The sequence below is a fragment of the Pseudomonas sp. AP3_22 TE3818 genome (assembly GCF_053628995.1).
In genome coordinates, this window is sequence record NZ_JBRJHL010000001.1 from 720001 (window position 1) to 738903 (window position 18903).

Below are 18903 nucleotides of genomic sequence, written 5' to 3' on the forward strand. Positions count from 1 at the left end.
CGCAGGAGGTCAACGGTTCGATCCCGTTTGGCTCCACCACTACTGCTTCTGATTGTATAAAGCTTAGAAATGAGCATTCCATCGGTTCGATGGTGAATGTTGATTTCTAGTCTTTGACTAGTTCGTTCTTTAAAAATTTGGGTATGTGATAGAAAGATAGACTGAACGTTACTTTCACTGGTAACGGATCAGGCTAAGGTAAAATTTGTGAGTTTAATCGCGAATTTTCGGCGAATGTCGTCTTCATAGTATAACCAGATTGCTTGGGGTTATATGGTCAAGTGAAGAAGCGCATACGGTGGATGCCTTGGCAGTCAGAGGCGATGAAAGACGTGGTAGCCTGCGAAAAGCTTCGGGGAGTCGGCAAACAGACTTTGATCCGGAGATGTCTGAATGGGGGAACCCAGCCATCATAAGATGGTTATCTTGTACTGAATACATAGGTGCAAGAGGCGAACCAGGGGAACTGAAACATCTAAGTACCCTGAGGAAAAGAAATCAACCGAGATTCCCTTAGTAGTGGCGAGCGAACGGGGACTAGCCCTTAAGTGGCTTTGAGATTAGCGGAACGCTCTGGAAAGTGCGGCCATAGTGGGTGATAGCCCTGTACGCGAAAATCTCTTAGTCATGAAATCGAGTAGGACGGAGCACGAGAAACTTTGTCTGAATATGGGGGGACCATCCTCCAAGGCTAAATACTACTGACTGACCGATAGTGAACTAGTACCGTGAGGGAAAGGCGAAAAGAACCCCGGAGAGGGGAGTGAAATAGATCCTGAAACCGTATGCGTACAAGCAGTGGGAGCAGACTTTGTTCTGTGACTGCGTACCTTTTGTATAATGGGTCAGCGACTTATTTTCAGTGGCGAGCTTAACCGAATAGGGGAGGCGTAGCGAAAGCGAGTCTTAATAGGGCGTCTAGTCGCTGGGAATAGACCCGAAACCGGGCGATCTATCCATGGGCAGGTTGAAGGTTAGGTAACACTGACTGGAGGACCGAACCGACTACCGTTGAAAAGTTAGCGGATGACCTGTGGATCGGAGTGAAAGGCTAATCAAGCTCGGAGATAGCTGGTTCTCCTCGAAAGCTATTTAGGTAGCGCCTCATGTATCACTGTAGGGGGTAGAGCACTGTTTCGGCTAGGGGGTCATCCCGACTTACCAAACCGATGCAAACTCCGAATACCTACAAGTGCCGAGCATGGGAGACACACGGCGGGTGCTAACGTCCGTCGTGAAAAGGGAAACAACCCAGACCGTCAGCTAAGGTCCCAAAGTTATGGTTAAGTGGGAAACGATGTGGGAAGGCTTAGACAGCTAGGAGGTTGGCTTAGAAGCAGCCACCCTTTAAAGAAAGCGTAATAGCTCACTAGTCGAGTCGGCCTGCGCGGAAGATGTAACGGGGCTCAAACCATACACCGAAGCTACGGGTATCACCTTCGGGTGATGCGGTAGAGGAGCGTTCTGTAAGCCTGTGAAGGTGAGTTGAGAAGCTTGCTGGAGGTATCAGAAGTGCGAATGCTGACATGAGTAACGACAATGGGTGTGAAAAACACCCACGCCGAAAGACCAAGGTTTCCTGCGCAACGTTAATCGACGCAGGGTTAGTCGGTCCCTAAGGCGAGGCTGAAAAGCGTAGTCGATGGAAAACAGGTTAATATTCCTGTACTTCTGGTTATTGCGATGGAGGGACGGAGAAGGCTAGGCCAGCTTGGCGTTGGTTGTCCAAGTTTAAGGTGGTAGGCTGAGATCTTAGGTAAATCCGGGATCTTAAGGCCGAGAGCTGATGACGAGTTACCCTTTGGGTGACGAAGTGGTTGATGCCATGCTTCCAAGAAAAGCTTCTAAGCTTCAGATAACCAGGAACCGTACCCCAAACCGACACAGGTGGTTGGGTAGAGAATACCAAGGCGCTTGAGAGAACTCGGGTGAAGGAACTAGGCAAAATGGCACCGTAACTTCGGGAGAAGGTGCGCCGGTGAGGGTGAAGGACTTGCTCCGTAAGCCCACGCCGGTCGAAGATACCAGGCCGCTGCGACTGTTTATTAAAAACACAGCACTCTGCAAACACGAAAGTGGACGTATAGGGTGTGACGCCTGCCCGGTGCCGGAAGGTTAATTGATGGGGTTAGCTAACGCGAAGCTCTTGATCGAAGCCCCGGTAAACGGCGGCCGTAACTATAACGGTCCTAAGGTAGCGAAATTCCTTGTCGGGTAAGTTCCGACCTGCACGAATGGCGTAACGATGGCGGCGCTGTCTCCACCCGAGACTCAGTGAAATTGAAATCGCTGTGAAGATGCAGTGTATCCGCGGCTAGACGGAAAGACCCCGTGAACCTTTACTATAGCTTTGCACTGGACTTTGAATTTGCTTGTGTAGGATAGGTGGGAGGCTTTGAAGCGTGGACGCCAGTTCGCGTGGAGCCATCCTTGAAATACCACCCTGGCAACTTTGAGGTTCTAACTCAGGTCCGTTATCCGGATCGAGGACAGTGTATGGTGGGTAGTTTGACTGGGGCGGTCTCCTCCTAAAGAGTAACGGAGGAGTACGAAGGTGCGCTCAGACCGGTCGGAAATCGGTCGTAGAGTATAAAGGCAAAAGCGCGCTTGACTGCGAGACAGACACGTCGAGCAGGTACGAAAGTAGGTCTTAGTGATCCGGTGGTTCTGTATGGAAGGGCCATCGCTCAACGGATAAAAGGTACTCCGGGGATAACAGGCTGATACCGCCCAAGAGTTCATATCGACGGCGGTGTTTGGCACCTCGATGTCGGCTCATCACATCCTGGGGCTGAAGCCGGTCCCAAGGGTATGGCTGTTCGCCATTTAAAGTGGTACGCGAGCTGGGTTTAGAACGTCGTGAGACAGTTCGGTCCCTATCTGCCGTGGACGTTTGAGATTTGAGAGGGGCTGCTCCTAGTACGAGAGGACCGGAGTGGACGAACCTCTGGTGTTCCGGTTGTCACGCCAGTGGCATTGCCGGGTAGCTATGTTCGGAAAAGATAACCGCTGAAAGCATCTAAGCGGGAAACTTGCCTCAAGATGAGATCTCACTGGGACCTTGAGTCCCCTGAAGGGCCGTCGAAGACTACGACGTTGATAGGTTGGGTGTGTAAGCGCTGTGAGGCGTTGAGCTAACCAATACTAATTGCCCGTGAGGCTTGACCATATAACACCCAAGCAATTTGCATGCTTCGAGCTGAAAAGGCGAAAGAGCACCAGATTGCGGTGTGTGAAGACGAAACGAACCGAAAGTTCGAGAGACTCACAAAACACCAGCTGTCACATACCCAATTTGCTGAAGCGAGGCCAACTGGCCACGACTCAGTACCCGAATTTCTTGACGACCATAGAGCGTTGGAACCACCTGATCCCATCCCGAACTCAGAAGTGAAACGATGCATCGCCGATGGTAGTGTGGGGTTTCCCCATGTGAGAGTAGGTCATCGTCAAGATTAAATTCCGAAACCCCAATTGCGAAAGCAGTTGGGGTTTTGTTTTGTCCGCAGAAAAGTCACGGCTACTGGTTTTCTATGCAATAGCTCGGCGCGTAGCTATCATGCGGGCCTCATTGTGAGGCGAGACCTGCATGCTGACGTTGTTAAAGCTTCTTAAAGATGGCCGATTCCATTCGGGTGAAGCATTGGGTGCTGCCCTGGGCGTCAGTCGTAGCGCCGTGTGGAAGCAGCTTCAGCATTTAGAAGCTGAGCTGGGATTGTCCATTCATAAGGTTCGTGGGCGCGGCTATCAATTGTCCGCGCCATTAGCGCTGCTCGATCCTTCCGAGATCAGTGCTCGGGCGATTTCCTGCGACTGGCCCGTCCAGGTTTACGACTCAATCGATTCCACGAACGCCGAGGCGCTGCGTGCCATAGAGCGGGGGCAGGCTGCGCCCTTTATTGTGCTCTCGGAGCGGCAGACGGCCGGGAGCGGGCGACGGGGTCGCAAATGGGTCAGTCCCTTCGCTGAAAACGTCTATTACAGCCTGGTACTGCGCATTGATGGTGGGATGCGTCAGTTGGAGGGCCTGAGTCTCGTCGTTGGGCTCGCTGTTTTGCAGGCGTTGCGTGAGCTGGGTATTGCAGCCGCTGGATTGAAGTGGCCCAACGATGTTCTGGTGGGTCAGAAAAAGATCGCTGGGATATTGCTCGAGCTGGTCGGTGACCCTGCTGATGTGTGCCACGTGGTTCTGGGGGTGGGAATCAATGTGAACATGCAGTCCGCTGACGAGGTGGACCAGCAATGGACATCCATGCGGCTCGAATCAGGCAAGTTGTTTGATCGCAACCAATTGGTCGCCATGTTGGGGGAGATGCTGCAGCGATACCTGGCTCGTCACCAGGCGGGTGGTTTTTTGGCCATCCAGTCGGAGTGGGAGCAAAATCACCTGTGGCAGGGCCGAAGCGTGTCGTTGATTGCCGGTGTCAATCAGATTGATGGTGAGGTGCTTGGTATTGATGGCCAGGGTGCCCTGCGCCTGAAGGTGGATGGTGTGGAGAAAGTCTTCAGTGGTGGTGAATTGAGCCTGAGGTTGCGTGATGATTCTTGAGCTCGATTGTGGGAATAGTTTCATCAAGTGGCGCGTGCTTGCGGCGAATGCCGGGCAAGTGCTTGGTGAGGGGGTTGTCGATTCCAATCTCGCATTGCTTGAGGGGTTGGGGGAGCTCAAAGGGCTTGCCCTCACGTTTTGCCGGCTGGTGAGCGTCAGGACTGCGGAAGAGACCGGCGCGCTGACGTCATTGCTGAAGGATACCTTTGATGTGCCGATAGTGTGCGCAGCGCCTGCTCGCGAAATGTCAGGCGTGCGCAACGGTTATGAAGAGTTTGAGCGGCTGGGACTGGATCGGTGGCTTGCAATGCTTGGAGGCTTTCATCTGGCTTCAGGTGCGTGCCTGGTGCTTGATTTCGGTACGGCCGTGACTGCGGACTTTATTGCTTCTGATGGAGAGCACCTGGGTGGTTTCATCTGTCCGGGCATGCCGTTGATGCGCAACCAGTTGCGTACCCATACGCGCAAAATTCGTTACGGAGATCTGGCGGCGGAGCAGGCTCTGGAAAGTCTTGTTCCGGGTCGTGCGACTGTCGAGGCTGTCGAGCGTGGTTGTTTGTTGATGTTGCGCGGCTTCGTAATGACTCAGCTCGAGTTGGCGCGCAGCTACTGGGGGGAGGACTTTGTCGTATTTCTCACCGGGGGGGATGCGAACCTGGTTTCTGAGGTTGTGCCTCGGGCCAGGGTGGTTCCGGACTTGGTGTTTGTCGGATTGGCCATGGCCTGTCCCTTGTCCTGAGGTTTTTATGCGTTGGTTGTTTCTGCTGCTGCTTGTCCTCAATGGCTTCTATTACATCTGGCATCAACAAGAGGCTCCACTGCGAGCGAAGGATGTTACGCCCTTGAGTCTGTATCGCGGGTCTCAGCAGGATATACGCCTGTTGAGCGAAGCGGGTGACGCCTCCAAAGAAAAGGCTAAAGCTGTCTCGCCAGACAATGGCTGCCTTTATCTGGGGGGGTATACGCGCCAGGACGCCGCACAGGCGGTTGAGCGTCGGTTGAGCGGGATGGAGGTCAAATACCAATCTCTGCCCAGGGGGTCGGAAAGCGCAGGGTATTGGGTGCGTATTGCGCCGGAAAGTCGGCGTTGGCTGGACGATCTGCAGCTGCAAAACCTTTCTAAAGAATTCAATGAGTTAAAACATAAAATAATGCCGTGCGAGGGGGTTGCGCCCACTGAGTAGTTTGCATAGAATGGCGCCCGCTCCACAGCGAACACCGGAAACGGTTAGCGATGTGAAGCGAGGTCAACGCAGCTAACCTCAAGATTTAATTGAGAAAATGCTTGACAGAAGGCTGGCATGATGTAGAATGCCGGCTCGCTTAGGAGGGGTTCCCGAGCGGCCAAAGGGATCAGACTGTAAATCTGACGTCTACGACTTCGAAGGTTCGAATCCTTCCCCCTCCACCATTTTTAGCGAGAGCTGTAAGCCTCGCGGGTATAGTTTAGTGGTAGAACCTCAGCCTTCCAAGCTGATGATGCGGGTTCGATTCCCGCTACCCGCTCCAAGTTTACAGGTTTTGCACAGTGTTGCGCTCTTGTAGCTCAGTTGGTAGAGCACACCCTTGGTAAGGGTGAGGTCAGCGGTTCAAATCCGCTCAAGAGCTCCATATAACAAGGCAGATATGAAAATATCTGCCTTTGTTTTAGGTGGTTGTGGTTGCGCCTCGTTGTGTTTTCGGGGTTTCCGGTGTCGCAGATGCTGGTGTTGCAGTCGGGATTACCTGGTAAGTGTTGTAAAGTCTTTTTCGGGTCGGCATAATGGTCGGCCTGATTTTGTTTTAGGTCAGTAGCTCAATTGGCAGAGCGACGGTCTCCAAAACCGTAGGTTGGGGGTTCGATTCCCTCCTGACCTGCCAGATTCACCTGGTGTGTCTGGCTTTCTTTTCACAGGATCTTCATAGATGACTCCTAAAGCTGAAGCTCAAGGCTCTCGTTTCGACCTCCTCAAGTGGCTTGTAGTAGTCGCTCTGGTGGTTGTTGGCGTTGTTGGCAATCAGTACTTTTCTGCTTCGCCGATCCTGTACCGCGTACTCGCATTGCTTGCCATTGCTGTCGTAGCTGCCTTTGTAGGCCTGCAGACGGTCAAGGGCAAGTCTTTCTTTGTACTGGTTAAGGAAGCTCGCACCGAGATTCGTAAAGTCGTTTGGCCAACTCGCCAAGAAACCACGCAGACCACCCTGATTGTGGTGGCTGTTGTTCTGGTTATGGCGTTGCTGTTGTGGGGGCTTGATTCCCTGCTCGGCTGGCTTGTTTCCTTGATTGTCGGCTAAGGGTGTCCCGTGGCTAAGCGTTGGTATGTTGTGCATGCTTACTCCGGTTACGAGAAGCATGTAATGCGCTCGCTGATCGAGCGCGTAAAGCTGGCCGGTATGGAAGACGGCTTCGGCGAGATTCTGGTTCCCACTGAAGAAGTGGTTGAAATGCGCAATGGCCAGAAGCGCAAAAGCGAACGCAAATTCTTCCCTGGCTACGTGCTGGTGCAGATGGATATGAACGAGGGTACCTGGCACTTGGTCAAGGATACTCCTCGGGTGATGGGCTTCATCGGCGGTACCGCCGACAAGCCTGCACCGATCACCGATAAGGAAGCAGAAGCAATTCTGCGCCGCGTTGCTGACGGTAGCGACAAGCCGAAGCCGAAGACGTTGTTCGAGCCGGGCGAGTCGGTACGTGTCAATGACGGTCCATTTGCGGACTTTACCGGTGTTGTTGAAGAAGTTAACTACGAAAAGAGCCGGATTCAGGTCGCAGTGCTCATTTTCGGTCGCTCTACTCCGGTGGAGCTCGAGTTCAGCCAGGTCGAAAAGGTCTAGCTGAGCAACAATCCCAACCCCGCAGCCGTAGGCTGTGGGGTTTTGTCGTCACTGGGATAAACGCGCAAGTAACCGGGGAGCCTCTCGAGGCGTTCGAACCCGTAATTGGAGTGCCTCATGGCCAAGAAGATTACCGCTTACATCAAGCTGCAAGTGAAGGCCGCTCAGGCTAACCCAAGCCCACCTGTTGGTCCTGCTCTGGGTCAGCACGGCGTGAACATCATGGAATTCTGCAAGGCTTTCAACGCCCGTACCCAGGGTCTTGAGCCAGGTCTGCCGACTCCAGTGATCATCACTGTCTACAGCGACCGTAGCTTCACTTTCGAAACAAAATCCACCCCTGCTTCGGTTCTGCTGAAGAAGGCGGCCGGTCTGACCAGCGGTTCCGCTCGTCCGAACACCGTTAAGGTTGGCACCGTAACTCGTGCTCAGCTGGAAGAAATCGCGAAAACCAAAAACGCGGATCTGACTGCAGCTGATATGGAAGCAGCCGTGCGTACTATCGCCGGTTCTGCTCGTAGCATGGGCCTTAACGTGGAGGGTGTGTAATGGCTAAGCTGACCAAGCGTCAAAAGGCTATCGCCGGCAAAATCGAAGCAGGCAAGGCCTACAACTTTGTAGACGCCGCTGCCCTGCTGGCCGAGCTGTCGACTGTCAAGTTCAGCGAGTCGTTCGACGTAGCTGTAAACCTGGGCGTTGACCCGCGTAAATCCGACCAGGTCGTTCGTAGCGCTACCGTGCTGCCACACGGCACTGGCAAGACCGTTCGCGTTGCTGTGTTCACCCAGGGTCCAGCTGCTGAAGCCGCTCTGGCTGCCGGCGCTGACCGTGTAGGCATGGACGACCTGGCTGCCGAAATGAAAGGCGGCGACCTGAACTATGACGTAGTGATCGCATCCCCGGATGCAATGCGCGTTGTAGGTCAGTTGGGTCAGATCCTCGGTCCACGTGGCCTGATGCCTAACCCTAAAGTCGGCACCGTGACTCCAGACGTAGCTACCGCGGTTAAAAACGCCAAGGCTGGTCAGGTTCGTTATCGCACCGACAAAAACGGCATCATCCACACTTCCGTTGGCAAGATCGGCTTCGACGCCGTCAAGCTGAAGGAAAACGTTGAAGCCCTGATCGCTGATCTGAAGCGTATCAAGCCGGCTTCCTCGAAAGGCATCTACGTCAAGCGCGTTACCCTGAGCACCACCATGGGCCCAGGTCTGGTTATCGACCAGAGCTCGCTCGACGCGTAAGACACAAATTGGCGCAAGCGATTGCGCCAATTGAAAAATTGGGGTCCCTGCCTGGCGGGGGCTATCCAAGACCGTAGGCGACGCAAGTCTTAAACCACAAGCCTACGCAGATGGTGCTCCCGGTTCCTTACCGAATCAGACACCAAAACGACATCCGGTTTCGACCAGATGAAACGGTAACAAGCAGGAGTTAAACCCGTGGCAATTAAACTCGAAGACAAGAAGGCCATCGTCGCTGAAGTCAACGAGGCTGCCAAAGTCGCTCTGTCCGCTGTCGTGGCTGATGCCCGTGGCGTAACAGTAGGCGCGATGACCGGACTCCGTAAAGAGGCTCGTGAAGCTGGCGTTTACGTACGTGTTGTACGTAACACCCTGCTCAAGCGCGCTGTTGCTGACACTGAATTCAGTGTCCTCAACGACGTGTTCACCGGCCCTACCCTGATTGCGTTCTCCAAGGAACATCCAGGCGCTGCTGCCCGGATCTTCAAGGAATTCGCAAAGGGTCAGGACAAGTTCGAGATCAAGGCAGCTGCGTTCGAGGGCAAGTTCCTCGCAGCTAACCAAATCGACGTACTGGCAACTCTGCCGACCCGTGACGAAGCAATTTCTCAGCTGATGAGCGTGATTCAAGGCGCTACCAGCAAATTGGCTCGTACTCTGGCGGCAATTCGCGACCAGAAAGAAGCTGCTGCAGCCTAAGGCTCGTCAACTTCTCGCGTTTTTTGTTTTTTTCGATGGTCGCGTAGGCCGTCCCCAATATCAGGAATTAGATTCATGTCTATCTCTCAGAACGATATCCTTGAAGCAGTTGGCAACATGTCCGTAATGGAAGTTGTTGAGCTGATCAAAGCTTTCGAAGAAAAATTCGGCGTTACCGCTGCTGCTGCATCGGCTGGTCCAGCTGTTGCTGCTGCCGTTGCTGAAGAGCAAACCGAATTCAACGTCATGCTGACCGAAGCTGGCGAGAAGAAAGTTAACGTGATCAAGGCTGTACGTGAACTGACCGGTCTGGGCTTGAAAGAAGCCAAGGCTGTAGTTGACGGCGCACCTGCCATGGTTCTGGAAGCTGTTGCCAAAGACGCAGCTGACAAAGCCAAAGCAGCTCTGGAAGAAGCAGGCGCTAAAGTCGAGCTGAAGTAAGCATCGACTTTGCTCCTCCAGCCCGAGCGTTAAGCGACAGGCTGATGGCTGGTGGCTCTTGCCACCGGCCTTTTTCCGTTATTGGCAGCCGACTGGGTCGGTGCCGATAACGTGCTGTAACCACCCGATGCGGTGGCGCAAACCATGGGGTTTGCACGATTTTCTGGCTGCTCCCGTCGGGAGGGGCCAAACAAGCAGGTGACCAAGCTGGGGAACGCTGATGGCTTACTCATATACTGAGAAAAAACGTATCCGCAAGGACTTTAGCAAGTTGCCGGACGTCATGGATGTGCCGTACCTCCTGGCCATCCAGCTGGATTCGTATCGTGAATTCTTGCAAGCGGGAGCGACTAAAGATCAGTTCCGCGACGTGGGCCTGCATGCGGCCTTCAAATCCGTTTTCCCGATCATCAGCTACTCCGGCAATGCTGCGCTGGAGTACGTCGGATATCGTCTGGGCGAACCGGCATTTGATGTCAAAGAATGCGTATTGCGCGGTGTAACTTACGCCGTACCTTTGCGGGTAAAAGTGCGCCTGATCATTTTCGACAAAGAATCGTCGAACAAAGCGATCAAGGACATCAAAGAGCAAGAAGTCTACATGGGTGAAATCCCCCTGATGACTGAAAACGGTACCTTCGTAATCAACGGTACCGAGCGTGTAATCGTTTCCCAGCTGCACCGTTCCCCGGGCGTGTTCTTCGACCACGACCGTGGCAAGACGCACAGCTCCGGTAAACTGCTGTACTCCGCGCGCATCATTCCTTACCGCGGTTCGTGGCTGGACTTCGAGTTCGACCCGAAAGACTGCGTATTCGTGCGTATCGACCGTCGTCGCAAGCTGCCTGCATCGGTACTGCTGCGCGCGCTCGGCTATACCACCGAAGAAGTGCTGGACGCGTTCTACACCACCAACGTATTCCACGTGAAGGGCGAGACCCTGAGCCTGGAGCTGGTGCCTCAGCGCCTGCGCGGTGAAATCGCTGTCCTCGATATTCAGGATGACAAAGGCAAGGTTATTGTCGAGCAGGGTCGTCGTATCACCGCTCGCCACATCAACCAGCTGGAAAAAGCCGGTATCAAAGAGCTGGATGTGCCTCTGGACTACGTCCTGGGCCGCACAACCGCCAAGGTCATCGTGCATCCGGCAACCGGCGAAATCCTGGCAGAGTGCAACACCGAGCTGAACACCGAGATCCTGGCAAAAATCGCCAAGGCCGGCGTTGTTCGCATCGAAACTCTGTACACCAACGATATCGACTGCGGTCCGTTCGTCTCCGACACCTTGAAGATCGACTCCACCAGCAACCAACTGGAAGCGCTGGTCGAGATCTATCGCATGATGCGTCCTGGCGAGCCGCCAACCAAAGACGCTGCCGAGACCCTGTTCAACAACCTGTTCTTCAGCCCTGAGCGCTATGACCTGTCTGCGGTCGGCCGGATGAAGTTCAACCGTCGTATCGGTCGCACCGAGATCGAAGGTTCGGGCGTGCTGTGCAAGGAAGACATCGTCGCGGTACTGAAGACCCTGGTCGACATCCGTAACGGTAAAGGCATCGTCGATGACATCGACCACCTGGGTAACCGTCGTGTTCGCTGCGTAGGCGAAATGGCCGAGAACCAGTTCCGCGTTGGCCTGGTACGTGTTGAGCGTGCGGTCAAAGAGCGTCTGTCGATGGCTGAAAGCGAAGGCCTGATGCCGCAAGACCTGATCAACGCCAAGCCAGTGGCTGCGGCGGTGAAAGAGTTCTTCGGTTCCAGCCAGCTGTCCCAGTTCATGGACCAGAACAACCCGCTGTCCGAGATCACCCACAAGCGTCGTGTTTCTGCACTCGGCCCTGGCGGTCTGACGCGTGAGCGTGCCGGCTTTGAAGTTCGTGACGTACACCCGACTCACTACGGTCGTGTATGCCCGATCGAAACGCCGGAAGGTCCGAACATCGGTCTGATCAACTCCCTGGCCGCTTATGCGCGCACCAACCAGTACGGCTTCCTCGAGAGCCCGTACCGCGTGGTGAAAGACGCTCTGGTCACCGACGAGATCGTGTTCCTGTCCGCCATCGAAGAAGCTGATCACGTGATCGCTCAGGCTTCGGCCACGATGAACGACAAGAAAGTCCTGATCGACGAGCTGGTAGCTGTTCGTCACTTGAACGAATTCACCGTCAAGGCGCCGGAAGACGTCACCTTGATGGACGTATCGCCGAAGCAGGTAGTTTCGGTTGCTGCGTCGCTGATTCCGTTCCTCGAGCACGACGACGCCAACCGTGCGTTGATGGGTTCGAACATGCAGCGTCAAGCTGTACCGACCCTGCGCGCTGACAAGCCGCTGGTAGGTACCGGCATGGAGCGTAACGTAGCCCGTGACTCCGGCGTTTGCGTCGTGGCTCGTCGTGGCGGCGTGATCGACTCCGTCGACGCCAGCCGTATCGTGGTTCGTGTTGCCGATGACGAAGTTGAAACCGGTGAAGCCGGTGTCGACATCTACAACCTGACCAAGTACACCCGCTCCAACCAGAACACCTGCATCAACCAGCGTCCGCTGGTGCGTAAAGGTGATCGGGTTCAGCGTAGCGACATCATGGCCGACGGTCCGTCCACCGACATGGGTGAACTGGCTCTGGGTCAGAACATGCGCATCGCGTTCATGGCATGGAACGGCTTCAACTTCGAAGACTCCATCTGCCTGTCCGAGCGTGTTGTTCAGGAAGACCGTTTCACCACGATCCACATTCAGGAACTGACCTGTGTGGCCCGTGACACCAAGCTTGGCCCAGAGGAAATCACTGCCGACATCCCGAACGTGGGTGAAGCGGCACTGAACAAGCTGGACGAAGCCGGTATCGTTTACGTAGGTGCTGAAGTTGGCGCAGGCGACATCCTGGTCGGTAAGGTCACTCCGAAAGGCGAGACCCAACTGACTCCGGAAGAAAAACTGCTGCGTGCGATCTTCGGTGAAAAAGCCAGCGACGTTAAAGACACCTCCCTGCGTGTACCTACCGGTACCAAAGGTACTGTCATCGACGTACAGGTCTTCACCCGCGACGGCGTTGAGCGTGATGCTCGTGCCCTGTCGATCGAGAAGTCCCAGCTGGACGAGATCCGCAAGGACCTGAACGAAGAGTTCCGTATCGTTGAAGGTGCTACTTTCGAACGTCTGCGTTCCGCTCTGGTCGGCCACAAAGCCGAAGGCGGCGCCGGTCTGAAGAAAGGCCAGGACATCACCGACGAAGTTCTCGACGGTCTTGAGCACGGCCAGTGGTTCAAACTGCGCATGGCTGAAGATGCTCTGAACGAGCAGCTCGAGAAGGCTCAGGCCTACATCGTTGATCGTCGCCGTCTGCTGGACGACAAGTTCGAAGACAAGAAGCGCAAACTGCAGCAGGGCGATGACCTGGCTCCAGGCGTGCTGAAAATCGTCAAGGTCTACCTGGCAATCCGTCGTCGCATCCAGCCGGGCGACAAGATGGCCGGTCGTCACGGTAACAAGGGTGTGGTCTCCGTGATCATGCCGGTTGAAGACATGCCGCACGATGCCAATGGCACCCCGGTCGACGTCGTCCTCAACCCGTTGGGCGTTCCTTCGCGTATGAACGTTGGTCAGATCCTTGAAACGCACCTGGGCCTCGCGGCCAAAGGTCTGGGCGAGAAGATCAACCGCATGATCGAAGAGCAGCGCAAGGTTGCCGAGCTGCGTAAGTTCCTGCACGAGATCTATAACGAGATCGGCGGTCGTCAGGAAAGCCTCGATGACTTCTCGGACCAGGAAATCCTGGATCTGGCTCAAAACCTGCGTGGCGGCGTTCCAATGGCCACTCCAGTGTTCGACGGCGCCAAGGAAAGCGAAATCAAGGCCATGCTGAAACTGGCGGACCTGCCAGAAAGCGGCCAGATGCAGCTGACCGACGGCCGTACCGGCAACAAGTTCGAGCGCCCGGTCACCGTTGGCTACATGTACATGCTGAAGCTGAACCACTTGGTAGACGACAAGATGCACGCGCGTTCTACCGGTTCGTACAGCCTGGTTACCCAGCAGCCGCTGGGTGGTAAGGCGCAGTTCGGTGGTCAGCGTTTCGGGGAGATGGAGGTTTGGGCACTGGAAGCATACGGTGCCGCTTACACTCTGCAAGAAATGCTCACAGTGAAGTCGGACGATGTGAACGGCCGTACCAAGATGTACAAAAACATCGTGGATGGCGATCACCGTATGGAGCCGGGCATGCCCGAGTCCTTCAACGTGTTGATCAAGGAAATTCGTTCCCTCGGCATCGATATCGATCTGGAAACCGAATAACACGTGACGCGAATCGAGAGCGGGGCAGGATTGCCCGCTCTCTGCTCCGCCAGGAGGAAAGGCCTTGAAAGACCTACTGAATTTGCTGAAAAACCAGGGTCAAGTCGAAGAGTTCGACGCCATCCGTATCGGATTGGCATCGCCTGAGATGATCCGTTCGTGGTCGTTCGGTGAAGTTAAAAAGCCGGAAACCATCAACTACCGTACGTTCAAACCTGAGCGTGACGGTCTGTTCTGCGCCAAGATCTTTGGCCCGGTAAAGGATTACGAGTGCCTGTGCGGTAAGTACAAGCGCTTGAAGCACCGTGGTGTGATCTGCGAGAAGTGCGGCGTTGAAGTCGCGCTGGCAAAAGTTCGTCGTGAGCGCATGGCGCACATCGAACTGGCCTCGCCGGTTGCCCACATCTGGTTCCTGAAATCGCTGCCGTCCCGTATTGGCTTGCTGATGGACATGACCCTGCGTGATATCGAACGCGTTCTCTACTTCGAGAGCTATGTCGTTATCGATCCAGGCATGACCACCCTTGAAAAAGGTCAGCTGCTGAACGACGAGCAGTACTTCGAAGCGCTGGAAGAGTTCGGCGACGATTTCGATGCCCGCATGGGTGCCGAAGCTGTCCGCGAACTGCTGCACGCTATCGACCTGGAGCACGAGATTGGCCGCCTGCGTGAAGAAATTCCGCAAACCAACTCCGAAACCAAGATCAAGAAGCTGTCCAAGCGTCTGAAGTTGATGGAAGCCTTCCAGGGTTCCGGCAACCTGCCAGAGTGGATGGTGCTGACCGTTCTGCCGGTTCTGCCGCCAGACCTGCGTCCACTGGTCCCGCTGGATGGCGGTCGCTTCGCGACTTCCGACCTCAACGATCTGTATCGTCGAGTGATCAACCGTAACAACCGTTTGAAGCGCCTGCTGGATCTGTCCGCTCCGGACATCATCGTGCGCAACGAAAAGCGTATGTTGCAGGAAGCCGTCGATGCCCTGCTCGACAACGGTCGTCGTGGCCGCGCTATCACCGGTTCCAACAAGCGTCCTCTGAAATCCCTGGCTGACATGATCAAGGGTAAGCAGGGTCGTTTCCGTCAGAACTTGCTCGGTAAGCGTGTTGACTACTCCGGCCGTTCGGTAATTACCGTAGGTCCGACCCTGCGTCTGCACCAGTGCGGTCTGCCGAAGAAGATGGCTCTCGAGCTGTTCAAACCGTTCATTTTCGGCAAGCTGGAAATGCGTGGTCTCGCGACCACCATCAAGGCTGCCAAGAAGATGGTCGAGCGCGAGCTGCCGGAAGTTTGGGACGTTCTCGCTGAAGTGATTCGCGAACACCCGGTTCTTCTCAACCGTGCACCGACCCTTCACCGTCTGGGTATCCAGGCGTTTGAACCGGTACTGATCGAAGGTAAGGCTATCCAGCTGCACCCGCTGGTCTGCGCCGCGTACAACGCCGACTTCGACGGCGACCAAATGGCCGTGCACGTACCGCTGACGCTGGAAGCCCAGCTGGAAGCGCGTGCGTTGATGATGTCGACCAACAACATTCTGTCGCCAGCCAACGGTGAGCCAATCATCGTTCCGTCGCAGGACGTTGTATTGGGTCTGTACTACATGACGCGTGAAGCGATCAACGCCAAGGGCGAAGGTCGTGTGTTCGCGGATCTGCAGGAAGTTGACCGTGTGTTCCGTGCCGGCGAAGCCGCACTGCACGCCAAGGTCAAAGTCCGGATCAACGAAACCGTCAACGACCGTGACGGCGGCAGCGTGACCAACACCCGTATCGTCGACACCACTGTCGGCCGTGCACTGTTGTTCCAGGTTGTGCCAAAAGGTCTGTCGTACGACGTCGTCAACCTGCCGATGAAGAAAAAGGCGATCTCCAAGCTGATCAACCAGTGCTACCGCGTGGTTGGTCTGAAAGAGACCGTTATCTTCGCTGACCAGTTGATGTACACCGGTTTTGCCTACTCGACCATCTCCGGCGTTTCCATCGGTGTTAACGACTTCGTTATCCCGGATGAAAAAGCCCGCATCATCGGTGCAGCCACCGACGAAGTGAAAGAGATCGAGAGCCAGTACGCCTCCGGCCTGGTAACCCAGGGCGAGAAGTACAACAAAGTGATCGACCTTTGGTCCAAGGCGAACGACGAAGTTTCCAAGGCGATGATGGCCAACCTCTCGAAAGAGAAAGTCATCGACCGTCATGGCGTCGAAGTCGACCAGGAATCGTTCAACTCGATGTACATGATGGCCGACTCGGGTGCGCGGGGTTCCGCAGCACAGATTCGTCAGCTGGCCGGTATGCGTGGCCTGATGGCCAAGCCGGACGGTTCCATCATTGAAACGCCGATTACTGCGAACTTCCGTGAAGGTTTGAGCGTACTTCAGTACTTCATCTCCACTCACGGTGCTCGTAAAGGTCTGGCGGATACCGCGTTGAAAACAGCGAACTCGGGTTACCTGACTCGTCGTCTGGTAGACGTGGCGCAGGATCTGGTTGTAACCGAGATCGATTGCGGCACCGAGCACGGTCTGCTGATGACTCCGCACATTGAAGGCGGTGACGTTGTAGAGCCGTTGGGTGAGCGCGTATTGGGTCGTGTTATTGCCCGTGACGTATTCAAGCCGGGTACCGAGGACGTCATCGTTCCTGCTGGCACCCTGGTAGACGAGAAGTGGGTCGAGTTCATCGAGCTGAACAGCATCGACGAAGTGATCGTGCGTTCGCCGATCAGCTGCGAAACCCGCTACGGCATTTGCGCCAAGTGCTACGGCCGTGATCTGGCGCGTGGTCACCAGGTGAACATCGGTGAAGCGGTCGGCGTTATCGCTGCGCAGTCCATCGGTGAGCCGGGTACCCAGCTGACGATGCGTACGTTCCACATCGGTGGTGCGGCAAGCCGGACCTCCGCAGCCGACAGCGTTCAGGTGAAGAATGGCGGTACCGTCCGTCTGCATAACCTGAAGCACGTTGAGCGAGTGGACGGTCACCTGGTTGCCGTGTCCCGTTCCGGTGAGCTGGCCATCGCTGATGACTTCGGTCGTGAGCGTGAGCGTTACAAGCTGCCGTACGGTGCTGTGATTTCGGTTAAAGAAGGTGACAAGGTCGACGCTGGCGCCATCGTGGCCAAGTGGGATCCGCACACTCACCCGATCGTTACCGAAATGAAAGGTACCGTGACCTACGTGGGCATGGAAGAAGGCATCACGATCAAGCGTCAGACTGACGAATTGACCGGTATGACCAACATTGAAGTACTTGACGCGAAAGATCGTCCAGCTGCCGGTAAGGACATCCGTCCAGCCGTTAAGATGGTCGACGACAACGGCAAGGATCTGTTGCTGCCAGGCACTGACGTTATCGCTCAGTACTTCCTGCCAGCCAACGCCCTGGTCGGTGTAGCGGACGGTGCGAAGATTGCGATCGGTGATGTTATCGCTCGTATTCCGCAAGAAACTTCGAAGACCCGTGACATCACCGGTGGTCTGCCGCGTGTTGCCGACCTGTTCGAAGCCCGTCGTCCGAAAGAAGCGTCGATTCTGGCTGAAGTCAGCGGTACCATCGCGTTCGGTAAAGAGACCAAGGGCAAGCGCCGTCTGGTCATTACCCCGAACGACGGTAGCGATCCGTACGAAGAGCTGATTCCGAAGTGGCGTCACCTGAACGTGTTCGAAGGCGAACAGGTAAACCGCGGCGAAGTTATCTCCGACGGTCCGAGCGATCCACACGACATCCTGCGTCTGCTGGGTGTGAGTGCGCTGGCCAAGTACATCGTTAACGAGATCCAGGACGTTTACCGTCTGCAAGGCGTGAAGATCAACGACAAGCACATCGAGACCATCCTGCGTCAGATGCTGCGTAAAGTTGAAATCGCTGAATCCGGCGATTCCAGTTTCATCAAGGGCGACCAGATGGAACTGACTCACGTACTGGTAGAGAACGAGCGTCTGGCGACTGAAGACAAGTTTGTCTCCAAGTTCACTCGTGTGCTGCTGGGTATCACCAAGGCGTCGTTGTCCACCGAATCGTTCATCTCGGCGGCTTCCTTCCAGGAAACCACCCGCGTACTGACCGAAGCGGCGGTAACCGGCAAGCGCGATTACCTGCGCGGCCTGAAAGAAAACGTGGTCGTGGGTCGTCTGATCCCGGCGGGTACCGGTCTGGCTTATCACAGCGAGCGTAAGCGTCGCCGTGACGCAGACAAGCCGTTGCGCGTAAGCGCCAGTGAAGTGGAAGCTGCACTGACCGAAGCGCTGAACTCGAGCGGTAACTGAGTTCTGCGGTAAATGAGTGTGAGGCCCTGGTCACTCCGTTCATCGAATCGAGACAAATTGTCGAGATTGGATGAGCGGGGAGGGCGGGGCCTTGCCTTGACTGGGGGCAAGATCCTCTTTAGACTCTTGTACCCCTAAATTTGGCGGGAACTCGTTCCTGCCATTTTGCTTTTCTTGCAAGACAATAGCGTCGCAAGACAACAGTGGAGCTAGTAGATGGCAACTATCAACCAGCTGGTACGTCAGCCGCGTAAGCGTATCGTCGAGAAATCCGACGTGCCTGCGCTGCAGAACTGCCCGCAACGCCGTGGCGTGTGCACCCGTGTGTACACCACCACGCCGAAAAAACCTAACTCGGCACTGCGTAAAGTATGCCGTGTGCGTCTGACCAACGGTTTCGAGGTTTCCTCGTACATCGGTGGTGAAGGCCACAACCTGCAAGAGCACAGCGTGGTACTGATCCGCGGCGGTCGTGTAAAAGACTTGCCAGGTGTTCGTTACCACACCGTTCGCGGTTCGTTGGATACTTCCGGTGTTAAAGGTCGTAACCAGGGTCGTTCGAAGTACGGTACCAAGCGTCCGAAGTAATCGGCCG

Annotated in this window: 12 protein-coding genes, 5 tRNA genes and 2 rRNA genes (1 of these 19 only partly in view); all 19 read left to right on the forward strand. The window is 55.3% G+C overall.

Annotated features, from left to right (window positions below; all coding sequences use genetic code 11):
* Positions 1-39 (forward strand) — tRNA-Ala (locus AB7M25_RS03380); it begins 37 nt to the left of the window's first position.
* Between the two features lie 236 nt (positions 40-275).
* A 23S ribosomal RNA gene (locus AB7M25_RS03385) occupies positions 276-3169 on the forward strand.
* Positions 3170-3339: 170 nt separating this feature from the next.
* A 5S ribosomal RNA gene (gene rrf / locus AB7M25_RS03390) occupies positions 3340-3455 on the forward strand.
* A 134-nt stretch (positions 3456-3589) separates the two neighbouring features.
* The gene (birA, locus tag AB7M25_RS03395) at positions 3590-4549 is read left to right on the forward strand and encodes a bifunctional biotin--[acetyl-CoA-carboxylase] ligase/biotin operon repressor BirA (RefSeq protein ID WP_454236978.1); all 960 of its coding nucleotides are present in this window, start codon (positions 3590-3592) and stop codon (positions 4547-4549) included.
* Positions 4539-5288 carry a pantothenate kinase gene (locus AB7M25_RS03400; RefSeq protein ID WP_429384016.1) on the forward strand — a complete coding sequence of 250 codons (750 nt, stop codon included), beginning with the start codon at positions 4539-4541 and terminating at the stop codon, positions 5286-5288. Before birA ends, AB7M25_RS03400 begins: the two co-directional genes overlap by 11 nt.
* 7 nt (positions 5289-5295) lie before the next feature.
* Positions 5296-5733 (forward strand): hypothetical protein, encoded by a 438-nt coding sequence (locus tag AB7M25_RS03405; protein ID WP_429384014.1) that lies wholly within the window; start codon positions 5296-5298, stop codon positions 5731-5733.
* 142 nt (positions 5734-5875) lie between these two features.
* Positions 5876-5960 (forward strand) — tRNA-Tyr (locus AB7M25_RS03410).
* A gap of 24 nt (positions 5961-5984) precedes the next feature.
* Positions 5985-6058, forward strand: a tRNA-Gly gene (locus AB7M25_RS03415).
* 26 nt (positions 6059-6084) lie between these two features.
* Positions 6085-6160 (forward strand) — tRNA-Thr (locus AB7M25_RS03420).
* 173 nt (positions 6161-6333) lie between these two features.
* Positions 6334-6409, forward strand: a tRNA-Trp gene (locus AB7M25_RS03425).
* Between the two features lie 45 nt (positions 6410-6454).
* Complete coding sequence (secE, locus tag AB7M25_RS03430) at positions 6455-6823, forward strand: preprotein translocase subunit SecE (protein ID WP_454236979.1); 369 nt, start codon at positions 6455-6457, stop codon at positions 6821-6823.
* 9 nt (positions 6824-6832) lie between these two features.
* Positions 6833-7366, forward strand: coding sequence for a transcription termination/antitermination protein NusG (gene nusG / locus AB7M25_RS03435; RefSeq protein WP_007984405.1), 534 nt, complete (start codon positions 6833-6835; stop codon positions 7364-7366).
* Positions 7367-7483: 117 nt separating this feature from the next.
* The gene (gene rplK, locus AB7M25_RS03440; protein ID WP_007933726.1) at positions 7484-7915 is read left to right on the forward strand and encodes a 50S ribosomal protein L11; all 432 of its coding nucleotides are present in this window, start codon (positions 7484-7486) and stop codon (positions 7913-7915) included.
* Complete coding sequence (gene rplA / locus AB7M25_RS03445) at positions 7915-8610, forward strand: 50S ribosomal protein L1 (RefSeq protein ID WP_003186095.1); 696 nt, start codon at positions 7915-7917, stop codon at positions 8608-8610. The genes rplK and rplA overlap by 1 nt, the downstream gene beginning before the upstream one ends.
* A 198-nt stretch (positions 8611-8808) precedes the next feature.
* Positions 8809-9309, forward strand: a complete 501-nt coding sequence (rplJ, locus tag AB7M25_RS03450; protein ID WP_007970413.1) for a 50S ribosomal protein L10 — start codon at positions 8809-8811, stop codon at positions 9307-9309.
* 75 nt (positions 9310-9384) lie between these two features.
* Positions 9385-9750 carry a 50S ribosomal protein L7/L12 gene (rplL, locus tag AB7M25_RS03455; RefSeq protein WP_007970414.1) on the forward strand — a complete coding sequence of 122 codons (366 nt, stop codon included), beginning with the start codon at positions 9385-9387 and terminating at the stop codon, positions 9748-9750.
* Positions 9751-9970: 220 nt separating this feature from the next.
* Positions 9971-14044, forward strand: a complete 4074-nt coding sequence (rpoB, locus tag AB7M25_RS03460) for a DNA-directed RNA polymerase subunit beta (RefSeq protein WP_007970415.1) — start codon at positions 9971-9973, stop codon at positions 14042-14044.
* Between the two features lie 64 nt (positions 14045-14108).
* Positions 14109-18308 carry a DNA-directed RNA polymerase subunit beta' gene (gene rpoC / locus AB7M25_RS03465; RefSeq protein ID WP_007970416.1) on the forward strand — a complete coding sequence of 1400 codons (4200 nt, stop codon included), beginning with the start codon at positions 14109-14111 and terminating at the stop codon, positions 18306-18308.
* 216 nt (positions 18309-18524) lie between these two features.
* Positions 18525-18896, forward strand: coding sequence for a 30S ribosomal protein S12 (gene rpsL / locus AB7M25_RS03470; RefSeq protein ID WP_003186084.1), 372 nt, complete (start codon positions 18525-18527; stop codon positions 18894-18896).
* Positions 18897-18903 lie beyond the last annotated feature (7 nt).